The following is a 25,701-nucleotide window of genomic DNA, read 5'->3' as shown; positions in this document are numbered from 1 at the left end:
AACATGGTATTGTTAATTAAAAAATTTGTTTTCGTAAAGGCAAAATTAGTAAATATTAATAAATAAGTATAAGATTGGACGTCTTTTTGATTAGGATTGTTGTGGATGTAATCTTTTGTGTTATAATGCTTTATAAGGTATTTACGAAAATAAATTAGGAGTCCTATCCAATGGTGAATTGTAAATGGCTGTATATTAGATTGATAGACAGTTAATTAAAAATTAAAAGTCTACATCTTCGTGGCAATTGCTTTAAAGCCAGTCTTTTAGCTAAAAATACTTAAATATAGGTGCTTGTTTTCTCCTTCGAAGGTGGTGAATTTTCGTTTGATTCGTTTGCGTCGGTCGTAGGTTGTTGTGATGCGTTCGTCATGGAGAAGGAATGCAATTGATTGGGTTGAAAAACCGAGACAAGTGTAAAGAATGAATAGGCGGTCGGTTTTAATTAATTTGGGAAAATCGACACTGAGTTTTGTCATTATGCCATTGAATTGTAGATTGGCTATATCTTCAAGCTTCTTTATTTTCGCGTCATCATCAGTGAATCCGTTGATAAATGAATTAACTAAATTTACTATTTTCTTACGAGTTGCAGGAGTATCGTTTTCATATAGTCCCTGACATAGATTATTGATTTCGTCAAATCGGTCACTGATAAGATTGGTTATGATTGTGTTAGCTCTGTTTTCGTTTTCTTCAACTGTTATTTTTAGATTTTCTGTGGTTGTTTGCAGTTGTTCCTCTGATTCGCGAAGTTTGTCAATTGTGATGTATAAACTATCGGATACACGGATATACCTGTCGATGGCTGCTTGTTGATTTCTATGATGGCGTATTGCAAAATAGATTATGGTAGCCATCAGAAAGCATACAATTAGAATCGTAAAAATCGAGACAGTCTTTACATATTTAAGTCTTTCTTGAATTATAGAATGTTTATATGAATTATAGTCAATCAGAGCTCCCGATATGTTGCGTTTGCATGAGGAGTATAAAGCTCTATCGGCATCTTTATACATGGCTGTCATCATATCAAAGGCTTTTTGGGTGGAGTCGAGAGCACTATATACTTCATATCCAAGCCAATGATTTATACCCTTTTTTATGTCAGGGATGGATGTAAGTATATCATAAGCCTTGACAGTATCGCCTAAATTGATGCAGGCTAATCCAAAATATGCAGAATCAGATGGATTTGCCTCTGCAGATTCACATACCTTTTGGTAGATATCAAGAGATTTATCATACTCTTTGTTTGAGAAAAGTGAAAGCCCGAGCAGACGGTATGTAGGAATCAACCAAAACTTATCGCCAGTTTTTGCGATAGTATCAAGAAGTTGGCGGGATAGCCTGACGCTCTTCTCATAATCATGGTTATTATGATAGGCGCTTGCAAGGAAAAACAATCCATCGTCGGTAAATGGCCGTCTGCCGGCAAGGAGGAAATTTTCATAGGCTATTTTAGCAAATTCGAGCTCTTCGGAGAAACAGTAGTTGCTGTGGTATATCTGCGAGATGCCACGTGCGGCCATTGCGATATAGAATTTGTCGTCCAGCTCACGGGCGAGGTCGAGGGCTTCGAAATGGGCGGTCAGAGCCGTGGCGTAGGATTTCAGTTCCAGACGGACGTCGCCGAGATAGTAGTGAGCGAGCATGCGGTGGCGCGTGTCGGAAGTGCCGTCGAAATAATCAGCCGTCTGTCTGATAAGAGAGTCGGAAGGGATTGGAATGAAGTTTTTGCTCCGGGCCTGAGTGATGAGCAGGGAGTGGAGCGCACGGGAGTGTTCCGAGCGCAGGTCGGAAGGTCTGATTGACTGGAGGATTACGAGGGCTGAGTCAGGAGCATCGGCCATGATGTCCTCGGCTTCGGCAAGGCGACGGTCAGTCTCCGCTCCACACGCGGCGACAACGATTGCAAGAATAAATATGACGATTAAGGTTTGTATCTTTGACATTTTGCACTGATTGATGTGGAAATCCAATATCAAAGTTAAGTGGTTTTAAGGATAAATACAAATGGCATGGCAATAAAATTCAGTCAGACAGGTAAATTGGCAAAACACGACGCGATGCGGAATTGCATTGCGTCGTGTTGTTTTATGAACGGGAAACTGACGGACATCGGTCAGTGGGATTGGTCCGGATGGCTATTTGGTGTCGACAGTCTCCTCATAGTCCTGTGTTCCAACAGCGATATTTGTCTTGACCTGCTTGCCTCCACGGAAGAACCACCTGAGGTTCACACCGACGGCATATTCCGGATTGGTATAGTGGAGAGTGACAGTCGTCCCGTTTGTCCGGCGGTCAAGTTTACGTCGTTTTGAGACCGGGGTGAAATTCACACCAACTTCAAGGTCATTGTTAAGGAAAAGTTTGGAGATATTGCCCTGAACTTTGTAGACAGTGTGATATGTGCGGTCAAGACTGTGGAAAGTCGGTTCTAAGTCGGCGTTGAGAGATGCGTTCCATCCTTTTTTGAAGGAGAATGAGTTGTTGAGTATGTACATGTGACGGAATCTGGTCTTGTCGTAGTGGACATTTCCGATGGTTACATCCTCAGGGTTGAGCGAGAAGCGTGTGATGAATTTGAGTCGCCACGGTTTGAGCGGCTTTACGTTTAGTTCAGCGCGCAGTGCCCACGACTGTTCGCCGTCGTAGTTCACGGGTTTGGTATAGAAGACATTTTCGTTGTTGGCATCGGCGAAAGTCTCCCATGTAATGGCGTTGTTGTCGTAGAAATACGATGCGTTGAGGTTGAGAAGATTGTTGAAAAGGTTGACTCCGGCCATGACAAAATGCTCTGTTGTCGCTTTGAGGTCGGGATTTCCGACGCTGTAGTTATAGGCATCTTCCCATCTCACCAATGATGATATGGCGCTGTAAGGAATTTTGTCGAGAACGTGTTTGTAGCTTATTGAAAATGAGTGCTTGTTGCCTGCTCCGAATGGATACATCACCTGAACGGTCGGATTGATTGCCCACTGAGTGTTTTTTGTCCTCTCGCTGCCGTCGAGAGGCTCATATTCGATTTTGTTGAGCATCCAGTTAAGTCCGGCGCTGTAGCGCAGCTGGCCGAATGCGCCGCGCAAAGAGGCAAATGCCATTGGCGAGAGGCCTTTTGTGTTGGTTGAGATGTCAGATGTGTCGAAACGGTCAGAGGTCAGGTATTTGTCGGGACGATAGTGGATTGAGATAATCTTGGCAGACACACCGCCGTTGAACGCCATTGTCCGGTTGATCGGGAGGTCGACATAGGCGTAGGTTTCCCACATGTTGGTTGTGTTTTTGTAGTGAAATACACTTGATTCGACCGGTTGTGTGAGAAAAAGTTGGTTGGCTCGGCCGATGTGGCTGAAATAGTCGCCCATGACAGTCAGTGTAAGCCCTTTGTCGTTGAGCTGTGAATTGAATTTCAGCGTGCCTTCCTGAGAGGTGATGGAATATCGTTGGTTGATACTCTGGTTGGCCTCGTCGGCTTTTGTGAGTGAATTACTTCGCAGATGTTGGGAAGCCACATAGTAGCTTGCTGCGAGATAGGTCCGTTTATTGAAATCGTAGGTCAGACTGAGACGGTTGTGAGGGGTTGCATTGTGGCTGTCGGTCATCTCGTTCATGTGGGTTGTTTCTGACTGAGAGGTGATTGTCTGAGCCTGCCACTCTTTGAAGCGTGTCCAGCTTGCCGAAGCGTAGTCATAGAAGCTGACTTTGCCATAGCGTCCGTTGATTACTCCGTAAAGCGATTCCTTTGACATGCCGATACGGCGGATGGCTTGTGCGTTTCCTCCAAGCGAGCCTGTGAAACCTCCTTCCGGTGGCCGGCGAAGGGTAATCCAGATTGAACCTCCAACCTGAGAGGTGTTCTGGTTAGCTCCGCTGAGATATCTCACCTCGACTTTGTCAATCATGTTGGCCGGTATGTTGTCGAGCTCTGAATAATTGTTGATTTTGAGGCCGTCAACATAGATTTCGCTGACGCCAAATCCGTTTATTTTTAAAGTCTTTGATTCATAGGAGATTGATGGCAGGAGTTTGAGTGCGTCGATAGCCGGCTTTCCTTTGGTGATGTCTGATCCATTGAGATTGACCACATAGCCGTCGGCCTTCTGTATGGTCCGCGAGGCGATTACAGTCACCTCGTTGAGCTGTTCCGAGCTTTCTTGTGAGTATGAAGTAGCTGTAAAAAAACAGATACTTAAGAATACGATTAGGATTCGTGACATGTTTTGGTTTGGATTAGTGTAGATGAGTAATATTATTAATATCTTAGATTCATTTACATATTAATTGAATGCAAAACGGTATAGTATTCTGATAGTGATGGAGAGATGGTTGGTTTCATGTTTATAGATGTGATTTCTTAGTCACAAATTTATGGAGTTTTGCACTTTTCAGCAAGCTTGAAGTGTGTAATAAATTAGGAGTCGTGATTGCTTAATTTTCATTAAATCAATGACTTATAATGGAGATTTTTAGATAAATTAGGACTCCAAGTTTAATCGATTATATAATATGTTGGTTATTAGCGGTTTAAATTGACTTAATAGAGCGTTGAACGGTTTGTAGACGTGAAATGTGTTGTAAAATAGTATGTTAGCTAAATATATCAAGGTACATATCCCTGTTTTCTCCTTCAAACGCTAAGAATTTTCGTTTGATTCGTTTGCGTCGGTCGTAGGTTGTAGTGATGCGTTCGTCGCGTAGAAGGAATGCAATGGTATTTGTCGAGAATCCGAGTCGGGAGTATAGGATAAACAGTCTGTCGGTCTCGATTAGTTTTGGAAAATCGAGCTTTAGTTTTGTCATAATGCCATTGAAGTGTTTGTTGGCATATTCTTCAAGCCAAGCATTTTTTTGAGGGTTTTCCAGATACTCCCGAATAAATGCCTCAATTTCTTGGGATGCCTTTTTCCGGCTTTTAGTCGAATTATGTTCAATCAGTTTCTGGCAGATGGCATCGATATCGTTAAATCTTTCCGCCAGAAGGCTGGAGATTAAGCTTTTTGAATTTTTATCGTTTTCCTTTAAATCTGATTCGGAGTCCTGAAGATTCTTTATGATTGCCCTTAACTCGTTGCCGGTGTCGATGTTGTGGCGAATCAGTTCCTGTTGCCGGTGGCTGTGTCGGATGGAGAAATGTATTATTAGCAAAATGATGAATGCCGATCCGAGTATTACGCACCACATAACAGCTTGCGAAAATTTTAAGTTGGCCTTTGCAATTGCCTCCCTGTTTTCTTTATAATCAATCAAAGAACCTGAAAGATTCTGTTTGCATATCGAGCGCAATACGCTGTCGGTATCAGAGTTAAGTGCTTTCATCATCTCAAGGGCCTTTGCTGTGGAGTCGATAGCGAAATACACACTATATCTTAGCCAATGGTCTTGGTTTGAATTTGTCGTAGGCAGAGATTGCATGATTTCATAGGCTTCTCTTATGTTGCCAAGTCGAATGAGAGAGACACCTAAATATGTGGAGTCGGAATGATTTGCGTCGGGAAACTCACATACAAGACGATAATATTTTTCAGATTCATGAAAATCATTGATGGCGAAATGGGATAGTCCAAGAAGGCGTAAGGTTTGTGGTTTCCAGAACGTATCATTTGTTTTGGATATAGTGTCGAGAAGCTGATGCGACAGGCGTATGCTATTTTGATAATCACCATTGTTATGATAGGCACTTGCCAAGAAGTAAAGTCCATCGTCGGTAAATGGCCGTTTGCCTGCAAGGAGGAAATTTTCATATGCGATTTTCGCAAATTCCAGCTCTTCGGTATTTAGATAGTTGTGGTGGTATATCTGCGATATTCCACGTGCGGCCATTGCGATATAGAATTTGTCGTCCAGCTCACGGGCGAGGTCGAGAGCTTCGAAATGGGCGGTCAGAGCCGGGGCGTAGGATTTCAGCTCCAGACGGACGTCGCCGAGATAGTAGTGAGCGAGCATGCGGTGGCGCGTGTCGGAAGTGCCGTCGAAATAATCGGCCGTCTGTCTGATAAGAGAGTCGGAAGGGATTGGAATGAAGTTTTTGCTCCGGGCCTGAGTGATGAGCAGGGAGTGGAGCGCACGGGAGTGTTCCGAGCGCAGGTCGGAAGGTCTGATTGACTGGAGGATTACGAGGGCTGAGTCGGGAGCATCGGCCATGATGTCCTCGGCTTCGGCAAGGCGACGGTCGGTCTCCGCACCACACGCGGCGACAACGATTGCAAGAATAAATATGACGGTTAAGGTTTGTATCTTTGACATTTTGCACTGAGTGATGGTGAAATCCAACATCAAAGTTAAGTGATTTTAAGAATAAATACAAATGTCATGAGTAAAATATTAAGTTAATAGTTTGGAAACTAACTCTGTGTTGAGTGGTGGAAAATGGATGGGCGGAGAATCGACGGGGCTATTAGCTTGCGGGAGGCATGATGGCATCAACAGCGAAGGAGCGGTGCTGACGGGTGATGATCCGGGGGTGACTTATTGTAGGTTTGATGGAAACCGGTCGTCGTCGCTGCGTGGCTGCAATCGGTCGTGGCGACAATCCTAAAATCAAAACATACTGAAACTTCCATTGATTAAACTTTAGTTGGAAAACATGGCCTGATTATGCGGATTTTTTGTAATTTTGCGAGGAAAACGGCATCGAAATGCCGTCACCTTAACAATTCACTTATCAATCAGGACATGGAATATCATGAAATAGGCAAAACCGGCATGAAGGTGTCGGCTCTCAGCTTCGGCGCATCGTCGCTCGGAGCAGTTTTCCACGACATCAACGAGCCCCGCGCCATTGAGGCAGTGCATGTGGCAGTCGACGGAGGGATGAACTTCATCGATGTGTCGCCATACTATGGTCACTATAAGGCTGAGACAGTGCTCGGCAAGGCTCTGCGCGAGATTCCCCGCGAAAAGTATTATCTCTCGACCAAAGTGGGCCGTTATGGAAAAGACGGTGTCAACACTTGGGACTATTCTGGCCGTCGCGCGACCGAGAGCGTCTATGAAAGCATGGAGCGCCTCGGCATCGACCATATCGACCTCATCAATGTCCACGACATCGAGTTTGCCGACCTCAACCAAGTGGTCGGCGAAACCCTCCCGGCGCTCGTCGAGCTGCGCGACAAAGGCATCGTAGGCCATGTTGGCATCACTGACCTTCAGCCTGAAAATATCAAGTGGGTTCTCGACCACACTCCCGAGGGAATGGTTGAGACAATCATGAATTTCTGCCACTATGCGCTCAACGACGACATGATTCTCGACTATCTCGACTTTTTCGAGGAAAAAGGTGTCGGTGTCATCAGCGCCTCGCCCCTGTCGATGGGTCTGCTTTCGCAGCGCGGAGTGCCTGCGTGGCATCCCGCTCCGAAGCCCCTCGTCGAAGCCTGCCGCAAGGCGGCCGAACACTGCGCCTCGAAGGGTTATCCCATCGAGAAGCTTGCCGTGCAGTATGCAGTCAGCAATCCCCGCATCGCCACTACGCTCTTCTCGTCGGCCAACCCCGACAACGTCCGCCGCAACCTCGAATTTGTCGAAGAGCCGATGGACGAGACTCTCGTCAATGAAGTGCGCGAGATTATAGGCGACCAGATGAGAGTGCGCTGGAAAAACTCATAAACCCATAGAGCCGTTTTCTTTACACCTTTTGTATAATATGGAACATTTCATAATCGACGCCCACTCTCACCTGTGGCTGCGTCAGGACACGGTGGTCAACGGTCGCCGCATCAGTCCGCTCCCCAACGGCCGTGCCGATTTCATGGGCGAGGAGCGCCAGATGCTTCCCCCGTTCATGATTGACGGTCGCAACACAGCCGAGGTCTTTCTCTCGAACATGGACTATGCACAGGTGGCCGCCGCTGTGGTCGTGCAGGAGTTTATCGACGGCGAGCAGAACGAATATCTTGCAGAAGTTGCGCGCCGTTACCCCGACCGCTTCTTTGTCAACGGCATGTGTGAGTTCCGTGAGCCGGGCTTTCTTCCGCAGGCCATCGGTCTGATGGATGCCGGTTTCCGCGGTCTTGCCATCCCTGCCCACCGTCTTCCGCTTGAGGACGGGAAGCGCGTGTGGCTCAACTCGCCCGAGATGATGGAGCTTTTCAAGGAGATGGAGCGCCGTGGGGTGATTCTCTCCATCACACTTGCCGACGGCGACATGCAGGTGGGCGAGATGAAGGAGGTCATCGAGGAGTGTCCCGGTCTCAAAGTGGCTGTCGGCCATTTCGGGATGGTCACCACCGAAGGCTGGATGGAGCAGATAAAGCTCGCGCGGGCAGCGAATGTCATGGTCGAGGCCGGAGGCATCACATGGCTTTTCAACTCGGAGTTCTACCCCTTCCCCTCGGCTGTCAGGGCCATTAAGGAAGCCGCCGACGCCGTCGGCATGGACAAGCTGATGTGGGGTTCGGACTATCCCCGCACCATAACTGCCATCACCTATCGCATGTCGTATGATTTCATCACCAAGTCCAAGGAGCTGACCGACGAGGAAAAACATCTTTTCCTTGGCGACAATGCCATGCGTTTCTATGGCTTCAGGAATCTCCCCGTCCTTCCGTATGTCAAAAACATGTCGGAATGACGAGCTTTGTCAGAAAACACAGAAGATAAATTCAAAAAAACATAACGAAAATGCAGTCTGTAAAAATTGTAGCCCCCGGCCGTGTGGTTGTCGAGGAGCAGCCGATGCCCGTCGTTGGGCCCGATGATGTGCTTGTCAAGATTCACTATGTAGGATTCTGCGGTTCGGACCTCAACACTTTCCGTGGCAAGAACCCTATGGCTATCGATCAGGTGATTCCCGGTCATGAAATCGGAGGCACTGTCGAGGAAGTGGGCTCAAACGTCCCCGCAGGACTTTTTGAAAAAGGCATGAGCGTGACCGTCAATCCCTACACTGCTTGTGGCAAATGTTCATCCTGCCGTCGCGGACGTCCCAATGCCTGCCGTCACAACGAGACTCTCGGTGTGCAGCGCCACGGAGCGATGTCTGACTACATCGCTGTGCCTTGGTCGAAAATCATCCCCGCTCAGGGTCTGACTCCGCGTGAATGTGCGCTTGTCGAGCCGATGAGCGTCGGTTTCCATGCCGTTGACCGCGGACAGGTGACCGATATCGACACCGTAGCCGTCATCGGATGCGGCATGATCGGTCTTGGTGCTATCGTGCGCGCGTCGCTGCGCGGTGCGACAGTCATCGCCATCGACCTCGACGACGAGAAGCTTGCGCTTGCCCGCGAACTCGGTGCGACATATTCGATCAATTCGGCTACGATGAATCTTGCCGACGAGCTTAACCGTCTGACCGACGGCAACGGCCCTGACGTAGTGATTGAGGCCGTAGGCTCGCCGTTCACCTATGTTGCCGCTGTAGACAATGTGGCCTTCTGCGGACGTGTGGTCTGCATCGGATATGCAAAGGACGATGTGTCGTTCCACACGAAACTCTTCGTTCAGAAGGAGCTTGATATCCGTGGTTCGCGCAACGCGATGCCCAACGATTTCGCTGCCGTAATCCGCTATTTCCTTGCCGGCGGTCGCGACAACGCCGAGAAGCTGATTTCCGACACCGTGTCTCCGGCTCAGGCAGGCGAAGCCCTCGAAAAGTGGAGCGCCAACCCCGGAAAGGTATTCAGAATTCTTGTGAAGTTTGCTTGATTAATCCCCCCAGGCGGCGTAAGTTATTTCCCGATACAGAGCTTGCCTCGTTAGTAGAAGGGGATGGTCTCTTCACTATGTAGGAGGCACGGATGGAGAGAATAAAACGCCGATTGTCCGAAATAAAAAAGTGCCGTGGCGTGTTGATGTCTGATTGACATCCGCACGCCACGGTTGCTATTATAAGGTGGTGTCAACGGAGATTAGTAGTGTATCTTGTAGGTCTTGGCGGGAGTCTGTATGAGGTAGATTCCGTGGTTGTAGAGACGGAGGGTGTCGCCGCTGCCTGACGAGGTGATGCGGTCGACGAGCTGGCCTCCGACGGAGTAGGCGCTGACAGTCTGGCCTGCTTCAAGGCCCTCGATGGTCACAAGACCGTCGGCATCTACATAGACTTTGACTGCCGAGGCATCGAGACCGATATTCTCAACTGCCGAGTTGACGTTTTCAAAGGTCACGCGGAGTTCGGAGTTTCGTGTGATGGCAGGGGTGGTGTAGCGGTTGTCGTCTGTCAGGGATGCGGTCACGTCGCTGCCGTTGAATCTCACGTTGTTAATCTGCCATCCCTCTTCGGGGGTGATGAAGCATGAGAATGTGTCGCGTTTTTCAATCTCCACGTCTACCGACCCGCCGACAGCCATGAAAAGCGACAGTCTGACGGGATTTTCGGCAAACTCGGCGCTGACCGTGTAGTTGGCATTGAGATTCTTGATGGTATAGCTGCCGTCGGACATCTCAGAGGTGACATCCTCGCCGTTGATAAGCAGTGATTTGAGGTGGTAACCGTTGTTGGGGGTGGCCGTGATGGTTATTTCAGAGTTCATGGCAAATTCCATCAGAGTTTTGGGCTTTTCGCCGTTGACGCTAAGGTTGCCTCCGAACGTGGATGAAGGGAAGGTAATCTGATAGTTAAGGTTGTCGGGCATGTCCACCTCCTCTATTGCCATGAATTTATTCCAATAATAGTTGGCTTTATACGAATCTCCACTTCCTTTAGGAACATATAGTGTACAGCTATTCCCCTCAGGGATAACAGTTTGAATTGTCCATGAATCTGAAACATAATTCGGAACTACTGCGCGATGCAAATGGATTTTATTTAAAGCACCGACAAAAGAACGATTGTGTACAGTGTTAAGTTGATGATATAGTGTAATTTCTTTTAGAGAAGAACAGCCTTGCAGAACGTTTGAACCAATCTCAGTTAAGCTGTGTGGAAATATTAATTCAGTCAGATTTTCACAACTGGTAAAAGCATAATCATTAATTTTTAAAATTCCTTCCGGTATAGTAAGCTTTGTAAGATTATGACAATAGCTAAATGTATGATCGTTAATAGTCGTAACCTTTGGCGGAAATTTAAAGTCTACAATGCCGGAATATTCGAAGCAATAGCCGCCAATAAATTCTACACTTTCAGGTAAATTTACTCGTGAAAGAAGTTTACAGCCACTAAAAGCGCGAACTCCTATTTTTTCAATTCCACCTGGGATTGTAACTTTTGTCAAATTTATACAGCTTTCACAAATCTCGGTTGGTAGTTCTGACATTCCATTTGAAAATGTAATGGATTCAAGTTTGGCACACTTAGCGAAGCAAGAACTACCGATTGATTTAATGTTATTAGGGAGAATTATGTTTTTGAGAGTGGTCTCTGAGAAACAACGGTCTCCGATAGTGGTAAGTGTCGATGGGAAACTGACCTCTTGAAGGCTTTTAAGTCCGTAAAATAGACATCCAATTGATTCTACTCCTTCTTCAAATGTTACCTTCCTTGTTTTACTAGATGTCAAACTGACTCCCAGAGCATTATCACCTACGGTCTTAACATTGCCGGGTATGGTAATTTCTTCCAGATTGTGACAAGAAAATGTATATGTAGCTAATTGACTTATGGTTTTCGGAATACGTAATGATTTTATAGGTGCATTATGAAATGCATAAGTTCCGATTTCCAAGATTCCGTCGGGGAGAACACAGTTTGTCAGTAACGTTGATTGGAATGCATACGAGCGTATGTATTTCAGAGCTGCCGGATAGTTGACCTCTGCAAGCTGGCTGCCGGAGAAAGCATAGTTTTGGATATCCTCGATGGTTTCGGGCAGTTTTATTGACTGGGTCTTTGCTGCTTTGAAAGAGTTGTAGCCAATGATTGTCACGGTGTATGTATTGCCTTCATAGGTGACTTCCTGAGGAATTTCTACGGAAAGGGCGGTGTATTCCATCGGGCCATAAGTGACGGTGACTGTTTTGCCGTCGGGGTTGATGTTGTAGTAAATGTCGACACCGGTGTCGGTCTTGAGTGAGAAATCGTATGCCGAGGCGAGTTGCGGGCTGATGATAACGGCAAGCAGACAGACGAATCCCTGAAGCAAACGCTGTGAGATGAATTGGTTTAGTTTCATTTTAGTTGAATTTGGGGGTTCTGGTGGTAAAAATAAGTTCTGGTGTTTAAATTGATATGTAAGCATTATGCGATACGTATGTTTATTGCCTCCGTCATCCATATCCTGTTTGTAGGGACGCTTTTTAAAGCGTCCACAGCAGTCTATATGGAACGTATATGGAGGAATAGGCAGGTGATAATCATTGGATTATCCGGAACGGGGAATGTGACGGTGTTGGAATATCCGGTGTCGGTGGGGATTAATGACATGGCGATGTGGACGCTTTAAAAAGTGTCCCTACAAACTAAATGGGGGATAGTGGCTGATGTTGACTGATGTGTGGTTTTACTCCTTTCTGTCCCGCAGTCCCGTGGAGACATTTATGTGGGTATATAAACAGAGGACGTGGAACTGATATGTCCACGTCCTAAAGTGAAGGTGCTAGGAAAACCTTTGAGAACAGATGTGGAAATAACAGCCCCACGCGTATGCGCGGAGACCATTACGCCATCTCTTATTCTCGTGATTGAAAGTTTCCTAGGCTTTTCACTTATAAGATGAAGACATAACGCCTCTGATATGTTACGAAAAAAAATGCAGGTGGGCAACGCTCTCGCGCATTGCTCTGCACAAAAATAAGTATTAAATCTGAAAAACGGAAGCGCCGCAATGAAAAATTTTTGTCATTGCGGCGCTTGTCGGATTGTGTTATCGAATATGTATCTAATCGCTTGTCCTGACTTGGATGTCATTGTTTCGGAAACCGATTTTTTTTATTAGATAGAAAATTATGGTAAAGAATTTAAAATCACGCAAAGGCTTAAAAAATATACTTGTGCCTACAGTCAGATGGCGTGACTGTGGGAATGAGTTTTTTGTTTTTTGCCATATTGTTTCTGTTTTTCGGAATTAATCATTACATTTGCGACAGACAACTGCTGAGGCGGTTGCCGGATTTGATACATATCAGAGGCGTTATGTCTTCATCTTGTTGTGAAAAGCCTAGGAAACTTTAATCACCATAATGTAAACAAGAGTTGGCGTAATGGTCTCCACGCATAATGCGTGGGGCTGTTATTCCCACATCTGTTTACAAAGGTTTTTCCTAGCACCTTCACATAGGACGTGGCATATCAGTTCCACGTTTCTGCATATTTATAACTCCATGTTTCGACGGAACTGCGTGACGGAAAGGTAGTAGCATAATTGTAGCGTTTTTTTACATCCAAGTGATTTATATTCTGTTTGAGCTTTGGATGTGAATGCGTGAAATAATAAAAATGATTCTTGTTGTAGCTTAAGTAACTTATTTCTAACTAAACCGCATTCATCATGAAATTAAACCGATTATTACAACGTTTGTGTTGCAGTGCTTTGGGTCTGTCTGCTTTGATGGCATTCTCCACTTCGGTATCTGCCTATGATTTTTCATCACAAGACCGTAATGGGATAGAGATTTTCTATAATATCAACCCCGACGGCAAAACAGTCACCGTGACTTATGGCAGTGAAAAGTATAATACAGATGTCATATCTGTTCCTGAAAACGTTACCAATGATGGAACGACATACACTGTCACTGCAATTGGAAACAAAGCATTCGAGAGTTCAAAAATTAAAGGTATTTCTTTGCCGAATTCAATTACGGAAATACAGCAATATGCTTTTTATCTCAGCTCTGTTGAGAGCATTAATTATCCAAGCAGTCTGAAATATGTTCGCTTACGTGCTTTTGAGGGTACTCAGATTACTAATGGTATTCTTCCGGATGGACTTTCTATTATTGAGGATGGTGCATTTGCTAAAACTAAAATAAATGTGCTCAGTCTTCCAAAAACACTTAAGGAAATAGGCTCTTCTGCGTTTGGTTCATGTTATAATATTGCAGAAGTAACAATTCCCGGTAGTGTTAAAGTTGTCAGGTCATCGGCATTTTCTTCATGTAGAGACTTAAAAAAAGTAATCATAGAAGAGGGGGTTGAGGAACTTGAAAATGGAGTCTTTGCTGGTGGAACTACAGGCAATAGCTTGGAAGAAGTCGTTTTTCCTTCAACGTTAACCAAAATAGGAAGTTCATGTTTTTATAGTAGCAAAATAAAGGATGTAGTTTTGCCAAATACAATAAAAGAGATTGGTAGTAGTTGTTTCCGGTCTTCTAGTAAGATGGAATCAATCACATTCTCATCAGGCATGGAAGAAATTCCAAATGATGTTTGTAGAGAATGTAGTAAATTAATAAAAGTAAACATTCCTGAGGGTATCACGAAGATTAGTAGTAATGCGTTTTCGTCCACCCCAGTGCTTTCTCACATAACTATCCCTGAAAGTGTCACAGAAATAGGTATTGGTTTATTTAGCGCATCCGGTATTGTAGATTTTAAATTTCCCAAAAATTTGACATATATCAGTGATGAGATGTTTAATGCATGTAATAACCTGACGGAAATTACTATTCCTGAAACAATAAAAAATATCGGCAATAGAGCTTTTAGAAGTTGTGGAAGTTTGAAAATAGTCTCATTGTCTGACTCGCTTGAATCTTTAGGGGAATATGCTTTCTATGGGTGTTCGAGTTTAGAGGAAATCAATATTCCGTCTAAATTGAATAAACTTGGAAAATATACATTCTATTCTTGCAAAAGTCTGACAAAAGTGCTGATTCCGGAAGGTGTTAAAGAAATCGATAGCGATGCTTTTAGTGATTGTACTAATCTTGCCGAGTTGAAATTGCCTAAGACACTCGAAAAGATAGGCTCTTCATTTATTAGTGGATGTGAGAATATCAGAGAATTGACAATCTATCATCAGGCCGGAAATATTGCTCAGTGTGCTTTCAAAGATTGTATAAATCTTGAAAAGTTACACTTACATAGGGCTGTAGTGCCAACCGCGCATATTATAACTATCCCCGGATCTCCTGTAATTCCGGCTGATAATAACTGCACACTCTACGTACCAAAAGGAAGTGCAGAGACATATCGTACGACTCAATACTGGAATACGTTCAAGGCCATTGAAGAAGAAGAAATAACAGAGGAGTTGAACTATCAGCTCTCGTTCCATTCGTCAATTTCCGGCGGAAGCCTGACAGTCAACGGTGAGAAAACCAAGAATGTGATGGAATTTGCAATGAATTCCAATATTGTGATAACGGCAGAACCTAAAAATGGTTATCACCTTGCTGCACTAATGCTTAACGGAAAAGACGTGACCTCTGAAATGACCGATGGAAGCTATATTATCGAAAAGCTTGATGCGAACTATGTTGTCGATGCGGAGTTTGCTGAAAATCCGGTAAAACTTTCGCTTTTCATGGCAGTTGGCGGATCGGTTGATGTTGAAATCGAGAAAAGAGCCACATTCTCATGTGCTATTACACCTGAGGACGGCTGGAAAGTCAACACCTTGACTTTCAATGGTCGAGATGTCACCGCCGAGCTTACCGACGGCAACCGCTATACAACGCCCGCGCTCACCGGCGATTCGGAACTCCGTGTGACCTTTGAAAACATAAATTCATCGGTCGAAAATATCGGGGTCAATGCCACATCGACCAAGGTATATGTCGATAGAAGCGGACTGGTTACTATCGAAGGAATCGAAAGCGGAACTGTCATCAGCGCCTACGCGGTCAACGGTCAGCTGATGGAACGTGTCACTTCGTCAGGCGACATGGCCACCATACAGCTTTGCCAGCATGGAATCTATCTGATACAGACCCCTGTAAAGACCTATAAAATCCACTATTGATACGGACACACTACTGATTCTCGACAGTCTTCCATAAAAAGGAGGCCGTCAATCGAAAAATACCCCTGCCACGAGATTGCTGTGGCAGGGGTAAATTATGTCTGATTCCGATATTTGCAGTGTCGGGCTTAGTCGCGGGCGCGGCGGAGACCGTAGACGATTATGACGAGGAAGCAGATGAGGGGTAGAGTAAATGAGAGATTGACCGCCGGGAAGTTTCCGATAGTCCCGCAGTCGATGATGCTTGCCTGAAGCGGCGGAAGCACCGAACCTCCGAGGATGGCCATAATCAGACCGGCCGCACCGAACTTGGCGTCTTCACCGAGGCCGTTGAGGGCTATGCCATAGATGGTCGGGAACATGAGCGACATACATGCCGACACGCCGACGAGGCAGTAGATGCCCATGCGGTCCTGAAATAGAATGACACCTGCTGTCAGGATGGCCGCCGCTATGGCGAGGACTGCAAGGAGCTTGCCTGCGTTGACGTAGCGCAGGAGGTAGGTGCAGACAAAACGGCTGCAGCAGAAGATGACCATGGCGATGATGTTGTATTTCTGCGACAGCACTTCTGCGGTCTTTTCGTCCATGCCTTCGAGCATGAACACACGTGTGCCATACTGGATGATGAACGTCCAGCACATGATCTGCGCGCCGACATAGAAGAACTGTGCGATTACACCCTCGCGGTAGCGGCTGATGGAGAATATGCGCTTGAGGGTTGAGAAGAAGCGGATGTCGTGTGACTCGTCGCCGTTGTGAGGCATGCGCATCATGGCGATTACGGCAAACATCAGCAGCACGACAACGCCGATTATGAGGTATGGGGTGATGAGCACCATCAGGTCGGCATCGCGTATGGCCTCGAATTCTGCATCGCTCAGTGCGGCGCGTGCTTCGGTCTCAAGCGGGTTGAGCTTTGCCTGAATGAATGTCATGGCGACCCACATGCCCATCAGCGAGCCGACGGGGTTGAACGACTGGGCCATGTTGAGACGCCGTGTGGCCGTCTCTTCCGAACCCATTGCCAGAATGTAGGGGTTGCAGCTTGTCTCAAGGAATGAAAGTCCGCATGTCAGGATAAAGTAGGCTATAAGGAAGGGGTAGTAGCTTCCGGTGAGCATCGCGGGATAGAAGAGGAATGCGCCGACAGCGTAGAGCCCAAGGCCGGTGAGCACGCCTGCTTTGTAGGAAAAGCGACGGATAAACATCGCAGCCGGGAATGCCATTGCGAAATATCCTCCGTAGAAAGCAACCTGAACGAGTGTGCCGTCGGTCACGCTCATGCGGAATATTTTTGAAAATGCCTTTACCATGGGGTTGGTGATGTCGTTGGCAAATCCCCATAAAGCAAAGCAGCTCGTGATCAGTATGAACGGCACGAGATAGTTGATGCCATTGAAGCGAAGGAGTGATTGATTCTCTTTCATCGGTGATTGAAGTAGGTCTTTTTTGATATTAAGGTAAGAAATCAGTTGTTTTGAGTCGATGTTCAGTCATAGAGATGAAACACCCGTTCCATCGGCTGCCATTTTTCGGCTGACGACGCTCCGGGGGCTGCTACCTGAAAAATCGACATGTAGTCTTCCCATTCCTGCTGGCGCGGGAGGGTTGCGAGGCGTGTCATCGCGGCTTCGAGGTCGAGGTCGGCCGGAGCTTCGAGAATCATCATCAGGCGCGTCCCGCGGAGATAGATGTCCATCTCGAGAATTCCGACTTCCTTTATTCCGGCAAGGATTTCGGGCCAGAAATTCTCTTCGGCATGCCGTTTGCGGTATTCTTTGATAAGTTCAGGGTCATCTTTGAGGTCAAGTGTGCGGCAATATCTTCTGACCGGGACTTTATATTCCCTCATGAGATAGCCGGTTTCTTTGTTTTCCATAGGGAGAAATATGTTTTTAGTAAGAAGGGATTTTGCAGAGTGTCATCCGAGTGACATGCTACTGCAAAATCCCTTTCTATGACGAAACGTTAATTACTTATAGATAGGACCGTAGGTTGCACATGCGCGGTAGTCGGCTCCTTCCTTGTCCATTCCGAACGCATTCCATGCAGCGGGACGGAAAATCTTATCGTCCTCTACGTTGTGCATGCAGACGGGGATGCGGAGGATTGAAGCGAGTGTGATGAGGTCAGCACCGATGTGGCCGTAGGAGATTGCGCCGTGGTTTGCTCCCCAGTTGTTCATCACTGAGTAGACATCCTTGAATGCGTCGCGGTCGGGGCAGAGACGGGGCACGAACCAAGTTGTGGGCCATGTCGGGTCAGTGCGCATGTCGAGCACCTTCATGATTTCGGGGTCTACGTCAGCTGTCCATCCTTCTGCAATCTGGAGCACCGGGCCGAGGCCTTTGACGAGGTTGAGTCGCATCATGGTCACGGGCATGCCGCCTTTTGTGAGGAAGTTTGACGAGAAGCCGCCGCCACGGAAGTAGTCGCGGTCAGCGGGATACCATGTGGTAGCGCCGAGACATTTTTCAACATCGCTGTCGGTCATTTCCCATGGCTGTTTCATCACAGGGTTGCCTTCAGCGTCAGCTCCCTGTCCTGTTCCGTCGAGGGTGGTAGCACCGGAGTTGATGAGGTGGATCATACCGTCGGCGGCACGGCCTGTAAGTTCCTTGCCGGTCACACGCTTCACTGCTTCGGGGCTCCAGTATGTGCGGACATCGCTGAAGAACTGTGCGCGGTTAGTCAGAAGGTGGCCGAAAAGCATTGCGATGCCGTTGCAGCAGTCGTTTTCGGTTGCGAATACAAATGCCTCGCGGATACCGTTCCAGTCAAACGATGTGTTGAGGAGCGCTTCGGAGAAATCACCGTTGGGATAGAAGTCGGTCCACTGGCGCTGTCCCTGAAAACCTCCGGCGATTGCATTGTGGCCGAGGGCTTCTTCGAGGAAGCCCATTTCGCGGAGCTTGGGATTGCCTTGCATGAGGTCGCGTATGATGAGGGTCATCTTCACCACGAATTCCCAGTCGGCATCTTTTTCCTCACGGGTCTTTTTCTTTTCAGGACGATTCTTGAAATCCTCGCCTTCGCGTGGCTTGCAGTATTTTTCGGTCCATGCCATTGCCTTCTCATATTCCTCGTGGTCATAGATGCCGAGGGTGATGCGGCGTGCGACTTCGGTCATGTCGACCTGTTCGGCGCGGATTCCGAGGTATTCCTGAAGGAAATCAGGATTTACGATTGAACCGGCGATACCCATTGAGACAGAACCTACCGAAAGATATGACTTGCCTCTCATGAGGGCTACGGCGAGGGCTGCGCGGGTGAAGCGGAGGAGTTTTTCAGCTACGTCGGCAGGGATTGAGTTGTCGTCGAGGTCCTGCACGTCATGTCCGTAGATGCCGAATGCGGGAAGTCCCTTCTGGGCGTGTGCGGCGAGCACGGCTGCGAGATACACAGCTCCGGGGCGCTCTGTGCCGTTGAATCCCCATACGGCCTTCGGCCAGTGAGGGTGCATGTCCATTGTCTCAGAGCCGTAACACCAGCATGATGTCACTGAGATGGTTGCGCCTACGCCTTCGCGTTCGAACTTTTCCGCACATGCAGCCGCTTCTGACACACGACCTATGGTTGTGTCGGAGATTACGCATTCTACCGGCGAACCGTCGGGGTAACGGAGGTTGGCGGATATAAGGTCGGCCACTGCTTTGGCCAGATTCATTGTTTTGTCTTCAAGACTTTCGCGGATACCTCCCTGACGAGCGTCAATGGTGGGACGGATACCGATTTTAGGATAAGTGTTCATGATACTGAAATTATATTTCTTGGTTTTTGTTGACTTATTATCTTTACGGATATTGTGTATGGTGTGCAAATCTACATAAAAAAACTGACAACGCCTTTATTTATGCGACGGAATTTTGCGTTTGTAGCACTGTTTGAAGTCGCACAGTCCGCATGAGTATTCCAGCTTCCTGACGTTTTCCCCAAGACCGATGACTCCGCTGACAGATTTTATTGGGGTCATCAGGCTTGATGAAGATAGCGTCACACCACATGGTTTCTCATCGGGAAAGAGCCTGAACAGTTCCTGCTGTCCGCTGACGTGCCAGCCGCAGTAGCCGGGACTGAAACGGTTGGTGTGTCGCCATCCCGACGGGTCAAGGAGGCGTTGAAGTTCCTCTTCCATGCGGTCGGCTGCTTTTTCGGCGATTACACTGCCTATCGCGTCGGCAATGAACACCTTCACCATGTCGCCGTCGGCCATAAGAGCGTGCTGGAACTCTTCGAACTCCATTCCGGCTGTGGCTATGAAGAATGTGTAGCGTGACGATCCGCGCAACTGCCGGCTGATAATGCGTCCGATGGAGAATTCCCTTCCCATTACGGTAAGGGTGCTGTGGTCGTTGTCAAGTTGGCCGTCCGTGACAAAAAAACAGAATCCGGGACGAACGAATCCTGCTACGCGTGCAATCATCTCGTCGGTTTCGCCGACGGTCATAGCGTCCGGTTCAGCCGTGCCATAGCCCATCTGCTCATAGATTTCAGACGGTTCGATGGCAAGGTCGTTGAAACTTAGCTCGCGTTTGATCATTGGACGGTTCTGATTATGTTTTTTCGCTTTATGAGTTTTTGTTATTATATGCGTCAAGCGCTTCGAAAAACGCGTCGATGTTTGCGAACGGAGTGTGGGGAGGAGTGTCGCAACCGCTCGACAGGACGAAGTTTGGATAGTCGCTCATGCGTCCGAGCAATTCGGCTGTTGCCGCGCGCATCTCATCCGGAGTGGCTTCCTTGAATGCCGAAACCGGGTCGAGGTTGCCCATTGCGAGGGCCGTGGGAGGAATCTCGCGGATCACTTCGGCCATGTCGCATTTGTTACCGAAATGATATGCTCCCGAGCCGGTGGCAGCCATTGCCTTGGTGCAGTGGCCGGTGTTTCCGCAGTTGTGGAGTATGACTGTGAAATAATCGTCCTGCACCTGATCGACTATCTGTCTTACATAGTCCGACGAAAAGCGCGTGCAGTCTTCGTCCGACATGAGTCCTGCAGCCGGTTCGGCCATCACGACACCGTTGACACCTGTTTCCTTCAGAGCCTTGCAGTAACGGAGTATGTATTCCGTACATTTCGAGAGGAGCGAATGTGCGGCTTCGGGATTCTGATAGATGAGAATCATGATTTCCGACATGTCGTAGAGTCGTCCGGCGAGAGAGAAAGGTCCGATACATCCGGCAAGCACAGGGCGGTCGGTTATCGTGCGTGCAGCTAGAAGGTTGGCTTTGATGTATTCAGGCACTCGCCCGGCGCGGAGCGACGGGACTTTAAGTCGTTCAATATCCTCAGGCGAGTTGAGCATGTGGCCTATGACAGCCGGGACTTCATTCTCAGGAAACGAGATTTCAGCGCCGAAAGCCTCGGCCTCGACCGTAAGATCCATTATGACGGTAGCGGCTGCCGTGGGATATTTCTTAGCCAGCGCCTCTATCGCTTTGTGGTGTACATTTCCGTCGCTCACGGCCCGGAGGACGGTTTCACCTATTATTTCAATTCCCGGATGAGTCATGACAGGTATCGCAGCCACATCTTTACGCTCGATAATGTCCTGCATCCAGCGGGTCATATTAATTTTCATGGTTTGTTACAATATGTTGTAGTCACATGTTTTTGATTTCCGGTTGCAAATATACTTCTTTTCAGCTGAATTCTCTATAAATATTTTTCAAATTCATTGAGAATTTGTACTTTTGTCATACATTATGTAAGAATATAGTTTAGGGCTAAACAAAATACCATGAGATTTTTAAATCTACTTATAACTTTAGTACTTGCGTCGTCGATGGTATCACATGCAGGTAATATCTACGTATCGGCATCCAAAGGTGACGATACTGCTTCCGGGACGGTCGCCGAACCGTTGAAGTCGGTAGGCGAAGCGTTGAAACGTGCACGCGAATGGCGACGTCTTAACGCCAAGGAAGCTGCCGGCGACATAAGGATAATCCTTGATGGTGGTGTCTATCGTCAGGGAACTCCGCTTTTTTTACGTCCCGAGGACAGTGGCACTCCTGAATCAGTCACCGTAATCTGTGCGCCTGAAGGAGAGACGGCGGTCATTAGCGGAGGTCTGGAGGTCAAAGGCTGGACCAAGGGATGTGACGATCCGCGTGTCGCAGGTCATCTGCGTGACAAAATCTGGGTGGCTGAAGCTCCGCTGTCTGGCAACCGCATTGTCGAGACCCGCCAGCTCTATGTCAACGGTCGCAAGGCACAGCGCGCTTCGCAGTTCGCGCCCGGAGTGATGGAACGCATGGTTGATTTCAATACTTCCGACCGCACTATAACAGTCCCCACTCCCGGTATTGACCTTTCGGCCGCACGCCAGCTCGAAATGTTCGTGCATCAGCGTTGGGCCATAGCGACACTCAGGGTTAAAGATATGGTTTCCGACGGCAAAGGCAACACGGTTGTTTCATTCCACGACCCCGAAAGCCGTCTGGAATTCGACCACCCGTGGCCTCAGCCCGTGATTGGAGGCGAACGTGGAAATTCATCATTTTTCTTTGCCAATGCGCTTGAGCTGCTCGACACACCCGGAGAATGGTATCAGGACTATCCTTCGGGACGCATCTACTACTATCCCGAGGAGTCCGATGGCGACATGAACAGTTCGGAGGTGACAATTCCACTGCTTGAGACAATTGTCGCTGTCGAAGGAAGCCGTGAGCGCAATGTCGGCAATATCCGTTTTGAGAATGTCGGATTCGAGCATGCTGCATGGCTGCGCCCGTCGGTCGAAGGCCACGTGACATTGCAGGGCGGTTTCCGGCTGCTCGATGCCTATAAGCTCCATATACCCGGTCTGCCTGAAAAGGCCGAACTTGAGAATCAGGCTTGGATAGCGCGCCCGGAGGCTGCAATCACAGTAAGCCATGCGAGCAATATAGATTTCAAGGACTGTTCATTCCGTCATCTCGGTGCTACGGGACTTGACTATGTGACCGCAGTCAGTGATTCGGAGGTTTCCGGCTGCTTGTTTGAGGATATAGGTGGCACAGCCTTGCAGATGGGCGCTTTCCCCGATGGAGGATTCGAGACCCATGTCCCCTATATCCCTGCCGTGGCCGGTGATATATGTCGCAACATCAATGTGAAATCCAACATTGTCCGCGACGCTACCAATGAGGACTGGGGATGTGTCGGTATTGGCGCTGGCTATGTGAGGGATGTCACGATAGCCGACAACGAAGTCTCCCATCTGAATTATTCAGGCATCTGCGTGGGGTGGGGGTGGACTCCGCTTGAAAGCGGCATGTCAAACAACCGCATCACCGGCAACCATGTGCACCATTTTGCCGCACAGCTCTATGATGCCGGAGGTATCTACACGCTCTCGAATCAACCCGGCTCGGTGATCAGTGGCAACCGTATTGACAATCTCATCGACGCACCCTATGCCACCAACCACCGTGCGTTCTATATATATTTCGACGAGGCCACCGACGGCTATACAGTCGACGGCAATCACTGCCCCGACCCGGAATTCGGCTACAACCGTCCCGGACCGAAACTCGTCGTGGGTGACAACGGCCCTCACATCGAGCCGAAACTCAACCTGCCCGGAAAGCGGGATTGACATTATGATTATTTCTGCAATTGCGACATACATATTTAGGAAAAGTAACAACGATAATAATCAAAGATGAAACCTACGAATTATCATTTATTTGATTTTCTTGATTTTGACATAGATTTAAAGCGCGACGAATCGCTATGGAAGGCTTGCAGCCCGACAGCGGTCAATGTCAAGGACGGCGATGTCCTTGTAACCGTTCCGTTTCAGAAGCAGCAGCTTGCCAACGATATGGCGGCCGATGAATCAGCCCCGCGCGAGAACCATACACTTATCATAAGGCAATACGGCCCTAAGATCACACGTGTGTTCATGGGCTTCGGAGACATCGAGATGTCCGACGATTCCGAGATGCTCATGCTCAGCGAGCGTGTTGCCAAAATGCCCCTCGATGCGAAATTTAATGATGGCGAGTGGATTATATCGACAGCCGATGGTGTCCGCCGCGCGGTCATCAATCTGCGCGAGCCGCTCCTCGACCGCTGGAGCACACTGCTGCCCGATCCGCAGGAGACTCTTGACCTCCGCCTCTATCCTGACGGAAAGCGTGAAGTTCGTCTCGCGGCCTACGACCATTTCTCGCCTCCACGCTACGATGCTCTCCCTCTTGCCTATTGCAAGCTCGACGGTGAGAAGGAGCGTGCGACTCTTTCGTTTGAATGCAAGCCCGATGAATGTTTCGGCGGCACAGGCGAGCGATTCGCCAAGATGGACCTCAGTGGCCAGACCTTCTTCCTCAAGAATCAGGACGGACAGGGTGTCAACAATCGCCGCACCTATAAGAACATTCCGTTCTATGTGTCGAGCCGCATGTATGGCACATTCTATCACACCACTTCTTGGTGCAAGCTCTCGCTTGCCGGGCATTCGACACGCTCGGTGCAGTTCATGAGCGATCAGGCGCTTGTCGATGCCTTTGTCATCGGCGGCGATTCGATAGAGGAGATTATCAGGGGCTACCGCGACCTCACGGGCTATCCTACCATGCCGCCGCTCTGGAGTTTCGGTGTGTGGATGAGCCGTATGACATATTTCAGCGCTGATGAGGTCGACGGTATATGCGACCGCCTGCGTGATGAGCATTATCCATGCGATGTGATACATCTCGATACAGGATGGTTCCGCACCGACTGGCTCTGCGAGTGGAAATTCAATCCTGAGCGTTTCCCCGATCCCGAAGGATTCCTGCGCGGATTACGTGACAAAGGATTCCGTGTGTCACTGTGGCAGCTACCCTACGTGGCCAAGGATGCCGAACAGATTGACGAGGCACGCGAAAACGACTATATAGCACCCCTTACCAAGCAGCAGGCGTCGGAGGGCTCGAACTTCTCGGCTCTTGACTATGCCGGAACGATTGATTTCACCTATCCCGCCGCTACAGAGTGGTATAAAGGTCTGCTCAAGGAGCTTCTTGACATGGGTGTGGTGTGCATTAAGACCGATTTCGGTGAAAACATCCACATGGATGCCATCTATAAAGGTATGAAACCGGAGCTTCTCAACAATCTCTATGCGCTCCTCTATCAGAAGGCTGCCTATGAGATTACGAAGGATGTGACCGGCGACGGTATTGTATGGGCGCGTGCCGCATGGGCCGGATGTCAGCGCTATCCTCTCCACTGGGGTGGCGACTCATGCAGCTCATGGGACGGTCTGGCCGGTTCGCTGAAGGGCGGATTGCATTTTGGTCTGTCGGGCTTTGCTTTCTGGAGTCACGACGTTCCGGGCTTCCATTCGCTGCCCAACTTCATGAACTCCGTGGTTGACGATGATGTCTATGTGCGCTGGACACAGTTTGGCGTATTCTCGTCGCATATCCGCTATCACGGCACAAGCAAGCGCGAGCCGTGGCACTATCCGGCGATAGCCCCGATTGTGAAAAAGTGGTGGAAGCTGCGCTACGGACTCATTCCTTATATCTACGCCGAGAGCGAGCGCGCCACTGTCAGCGGTTCGACACTCGTGCAGGCCTTGATATTCCATCATCCCGATGACCGTACCTGCCGTCACATCGACGATGAGTATTATTTCGGCGACAGCTTCCTCGTCGCTCCAGTGATGAACTCCGAGAACCGCCGCGACATCTATCTGCCCGAAGGCAAGTGGGTTGACTTCTTCAGCGGTGAGGTTATCGACGGAGGCCGCTGGCTCAAGGATGTGGAAGTCCCGCTCGATGAGATGCCAGTCTATGTGAAGTATGGCAGCGATATTCCGTTCTATCCCGAAGCCGTCGACTGCACCGACCAAATGGACATGGCGAAGACCATAAGCATCCATGTCGACGAGAATTTCAAGGGAATCTGGAACGAAAAACTTTTCAACGAATAAAA

Annotated in this window: 15 protein-coding genes and 1 pseudogene; 6 read left to right on the top strand and 10 right to left on the bottom strand. The window is 48.3% G+C overall.

Going from position 1 to position 25,701, the window contains the following annotated elements; translation table 11 throughout:
* Positions 1-266: 266 nt before the first annotated feature.
* The 3 genes from QZ311_RS04080 to QZ311_RS04070 all read right to left on the bottom strand — a co-directional run bounded on the left by QZ311_RS04080 (position 267) and on the right by QZ311_RS04070 (position 6,246).
* Positions 267-1,955 carry a tetratricopeptide repeat protein gene (locus tag QZ311_RS04080; protein ID WP_297064307.1) on the bottom strand — a complete coding sequence of 563 codons (1,689 nt, stop codon included), beginning with the start codon at positions 1,953-1,955 and terminating at the stop codon, positions 267-269.
* Between the two features lie 192 nt (positions 1,956-2,147).
* Positions 2,148-4,220, bottom strand: coding sequence for a TonB-dependent receptor (locus tag QZ311_RS04075; RefSeq protein WP_297064305.1), 2,073 nt, complete (start codon positions 4,218-4,220; stop codon positions 2,148-2,150).
* A 370-nt stretch (positions 4,221-4,590) separates the two neighbouring features.
* Positions 4,591-6,246: a hypothetical protein gene (locus QZ311_RS04070; RefSeq protein ID WP_297064302.1), complete on the bottom strand. Its 1,656-nt coding sequence runs from the start codon at positions 6,244-6,246 to the stop codon at positions 4,591-4,593.
* Positions 6,247-6,675: 429 nt separating this feature from the next.
* On the opposite strand from QZ311_RS04070, the gene QZ311_RS04065 reads away from it, so the two are divergent.
* From QZ311_RS04065 to QZ311_RS04055, 3 genes are read left to right on the top strand one after another with little or no spacing between them, the layout of a single operon-like run.
* Positions 6,676-7,608: an aldo/keto reductase gene (locus QZ311_RS04065; RefSeq protein WP_297064299.1), complete on the top strand. Its 933-nt coding sequence runs from the start codon at positions 6,676-6,678 to the stop codon at positions 7,606-7,608.
* 37 nt (positions 7,609-7,645) lie between these two features.
* Positions 7,646-8,572: an amidohydrolase family protein gene (locus tag QZ311_RS04060; RefSeq protein ID WP_297064296.1), complete on the top strand. Its 927-nt coding sequence runs from the start codon at positions 7,646-7,648 to the stop codon at positions 8,570-8,572.
* Positions 8,573-8,622: 50 nt separating this feature from the next.
* Entirely contained in the window at positions 8,623-9,648 is a 1,026-nt protein-coding gene (locus QZ311_RS04055; RefSeq protein WP_297064293.1) for a zinc-binding alcohol dehydrogenase family protein, read from the top strand.
* A 203-nt stretch (positions 9,649-9,851) separates the two neighbouring features.
* On the opposite strand, the gene QZ311_RS04050 is transcribed toward QZ311_RS04055, so the two are convergent.
* Together QZ311_RS04050 and QZ311_RS12435 are read right to left on the bottom strand one after the other, a co-directional pair.
* The gene (locus QZ311_RS04050; protein WP_297064290.1) at positions 9,852-10,595 is read right to left on the bottom strand and encodes a hypothetical protein; all 744 of its coding nucleotides are present in this window, start codon (positions 10,593-10,595) and stop codon (positions 9,852-9,854) included.
* Positions 10,596-10,766: 171 nt separating this feature from the next.
* Positions 10,767-11,873 (bottom strand): annotated as a pseudogene (locus QZ311_RS12435) (leucine-rich repeat domain-containing protein); the annotation flags it as partial.
* Between the two features lie 1,494 nt (positions 11,874-13,367).
* On the opposite strand from QZ311_RS12435, the gene QZ311_RS04045 reads away from it, so the two are divergent.
* Positions 13,368-15,785: a leucine-rich repeat domain-containing protein gene (locus QZ311_RS04045; protein WP_297064288.1), complete on the top strand. Its 2,418-nt coding sequence runs from the start codon at positions 13,368-13,370 to the stop codon at positions 15,783-15,785.
* Between the two features lie 128 nt (positions 15,786-15,913).
* Here QZ311_RS04045 and fucP read toward each other — a convergent pair whose 3' ends face one another.
* From fucP to QZ311_RS04020, 5 genes are all read right to left on the bottom strand, one after another.
* Positions 15,914-17,215, bottom strand: coding sequence for an L-fucose:H+ symporter permease (fucP, locus tag QZ311_RS04040; RefSeq protein ID WP_297064284.1), 1,302 nt, complete (start codon positions 17,213-17,215; stop codon positions 15,914-15,916).
* Between the two features lie 62 nt (positions 17,216-17,277).
* The gene (locus QZ311_RS04035; protein WP_297064281.1) at positions 17,278-17,667 is read right to left on the bottom strand and encodes an L-rhamnose mutarotase; all 390 of its coding nucleotides are present in this window, start codon (positions 17,665-17,667) and stop codon (positions 17,278-17,280) included.
* A gap of 93 nt (positions 17,668-17,760) precedes the next feature.
* Positions 17,761-19,539 (bottom strand): L-fucose isomerase, encoded by a 1,779-nt coding sequence (gene fucI, locus QZ311_RS04030; RefSeq protein WP_297064276.1) that lies wholly within the window; start codon positions 19,537-19,539, stop codon positions 17,761-17,763.
* Positions 19,540-19,635: 96 nt separating this feature from the next.
* Positions 19,636-20,328: a vitamin B12 dependent-methionine synthase activation domain-containing protein gene (locus QZ311_RS04025; protein WP_297064273.1), complete on the bottom strand. Its 693-nt coding sequence runs from the start codon at positions 20,326-20,328 to the stop codon at positions 19,636-19,638.
* A gap of 28 nt (positions 20,329-20,356) precedes the next feature.
* Positions 20,357-21,370, bottom strand: a complete 1,014-nt coding sequence (locus QZ311_RS04020) for a uroporphyrinogen decarboxylase family protein (RefSeq protein WP_297064270.1) — start codon at positions 21,368-21,370, stop codon at positions 20,357-20,359.
* Positions 21,371-21,529: 159 nt separating this feature from the next.
* Between QZ311_RS04020 and QZ311_RS04015 the strand changes: the two genes are divergently transcribed.
* The gene (locus tag QZ311_RS04015) at positions 21,530-23,371 is read left to right on the top strand and encodes a right-handed parallel beta-helix repeat-containing protein (RefSeq protein WP_297064266.1); all 1,842 of its coding nucleotides are present in this window, start codon (positions 21,530-21,532) and stop codon (positions 23,369-23,371) included.
* A 66-nt stretch (positions 23,372-23,437) separates the two neighbouring features.
* The gene (locus QZ311_RS04010) at positions 23,438-25,699 is read left to right on the top strand and encodes an alpha-xylosidase (RefSeq protein WP_297064263.1); all 2,262 of its coding nucleotides are present in this window, start codon (positions 23,438-23,440) and stop codon (positions 25,697-25,699) included.
* Positions 25,700-25,701: the final 2 nt, after the last annotated feature.

The sequence above is a fragment of the uncultured Duncaniella sp. genome, assembly GCF_910578445.1.
Lineage (GTDB): Bacteria > Bacteroidota > Bacteroidia > Bacteroidales > Muribaculaceae > Duncaniella.
Note: the sequence above shows the minus strand (reverse complement) of the source record. Positions and strands in the feature narration are given on the sequence as shown.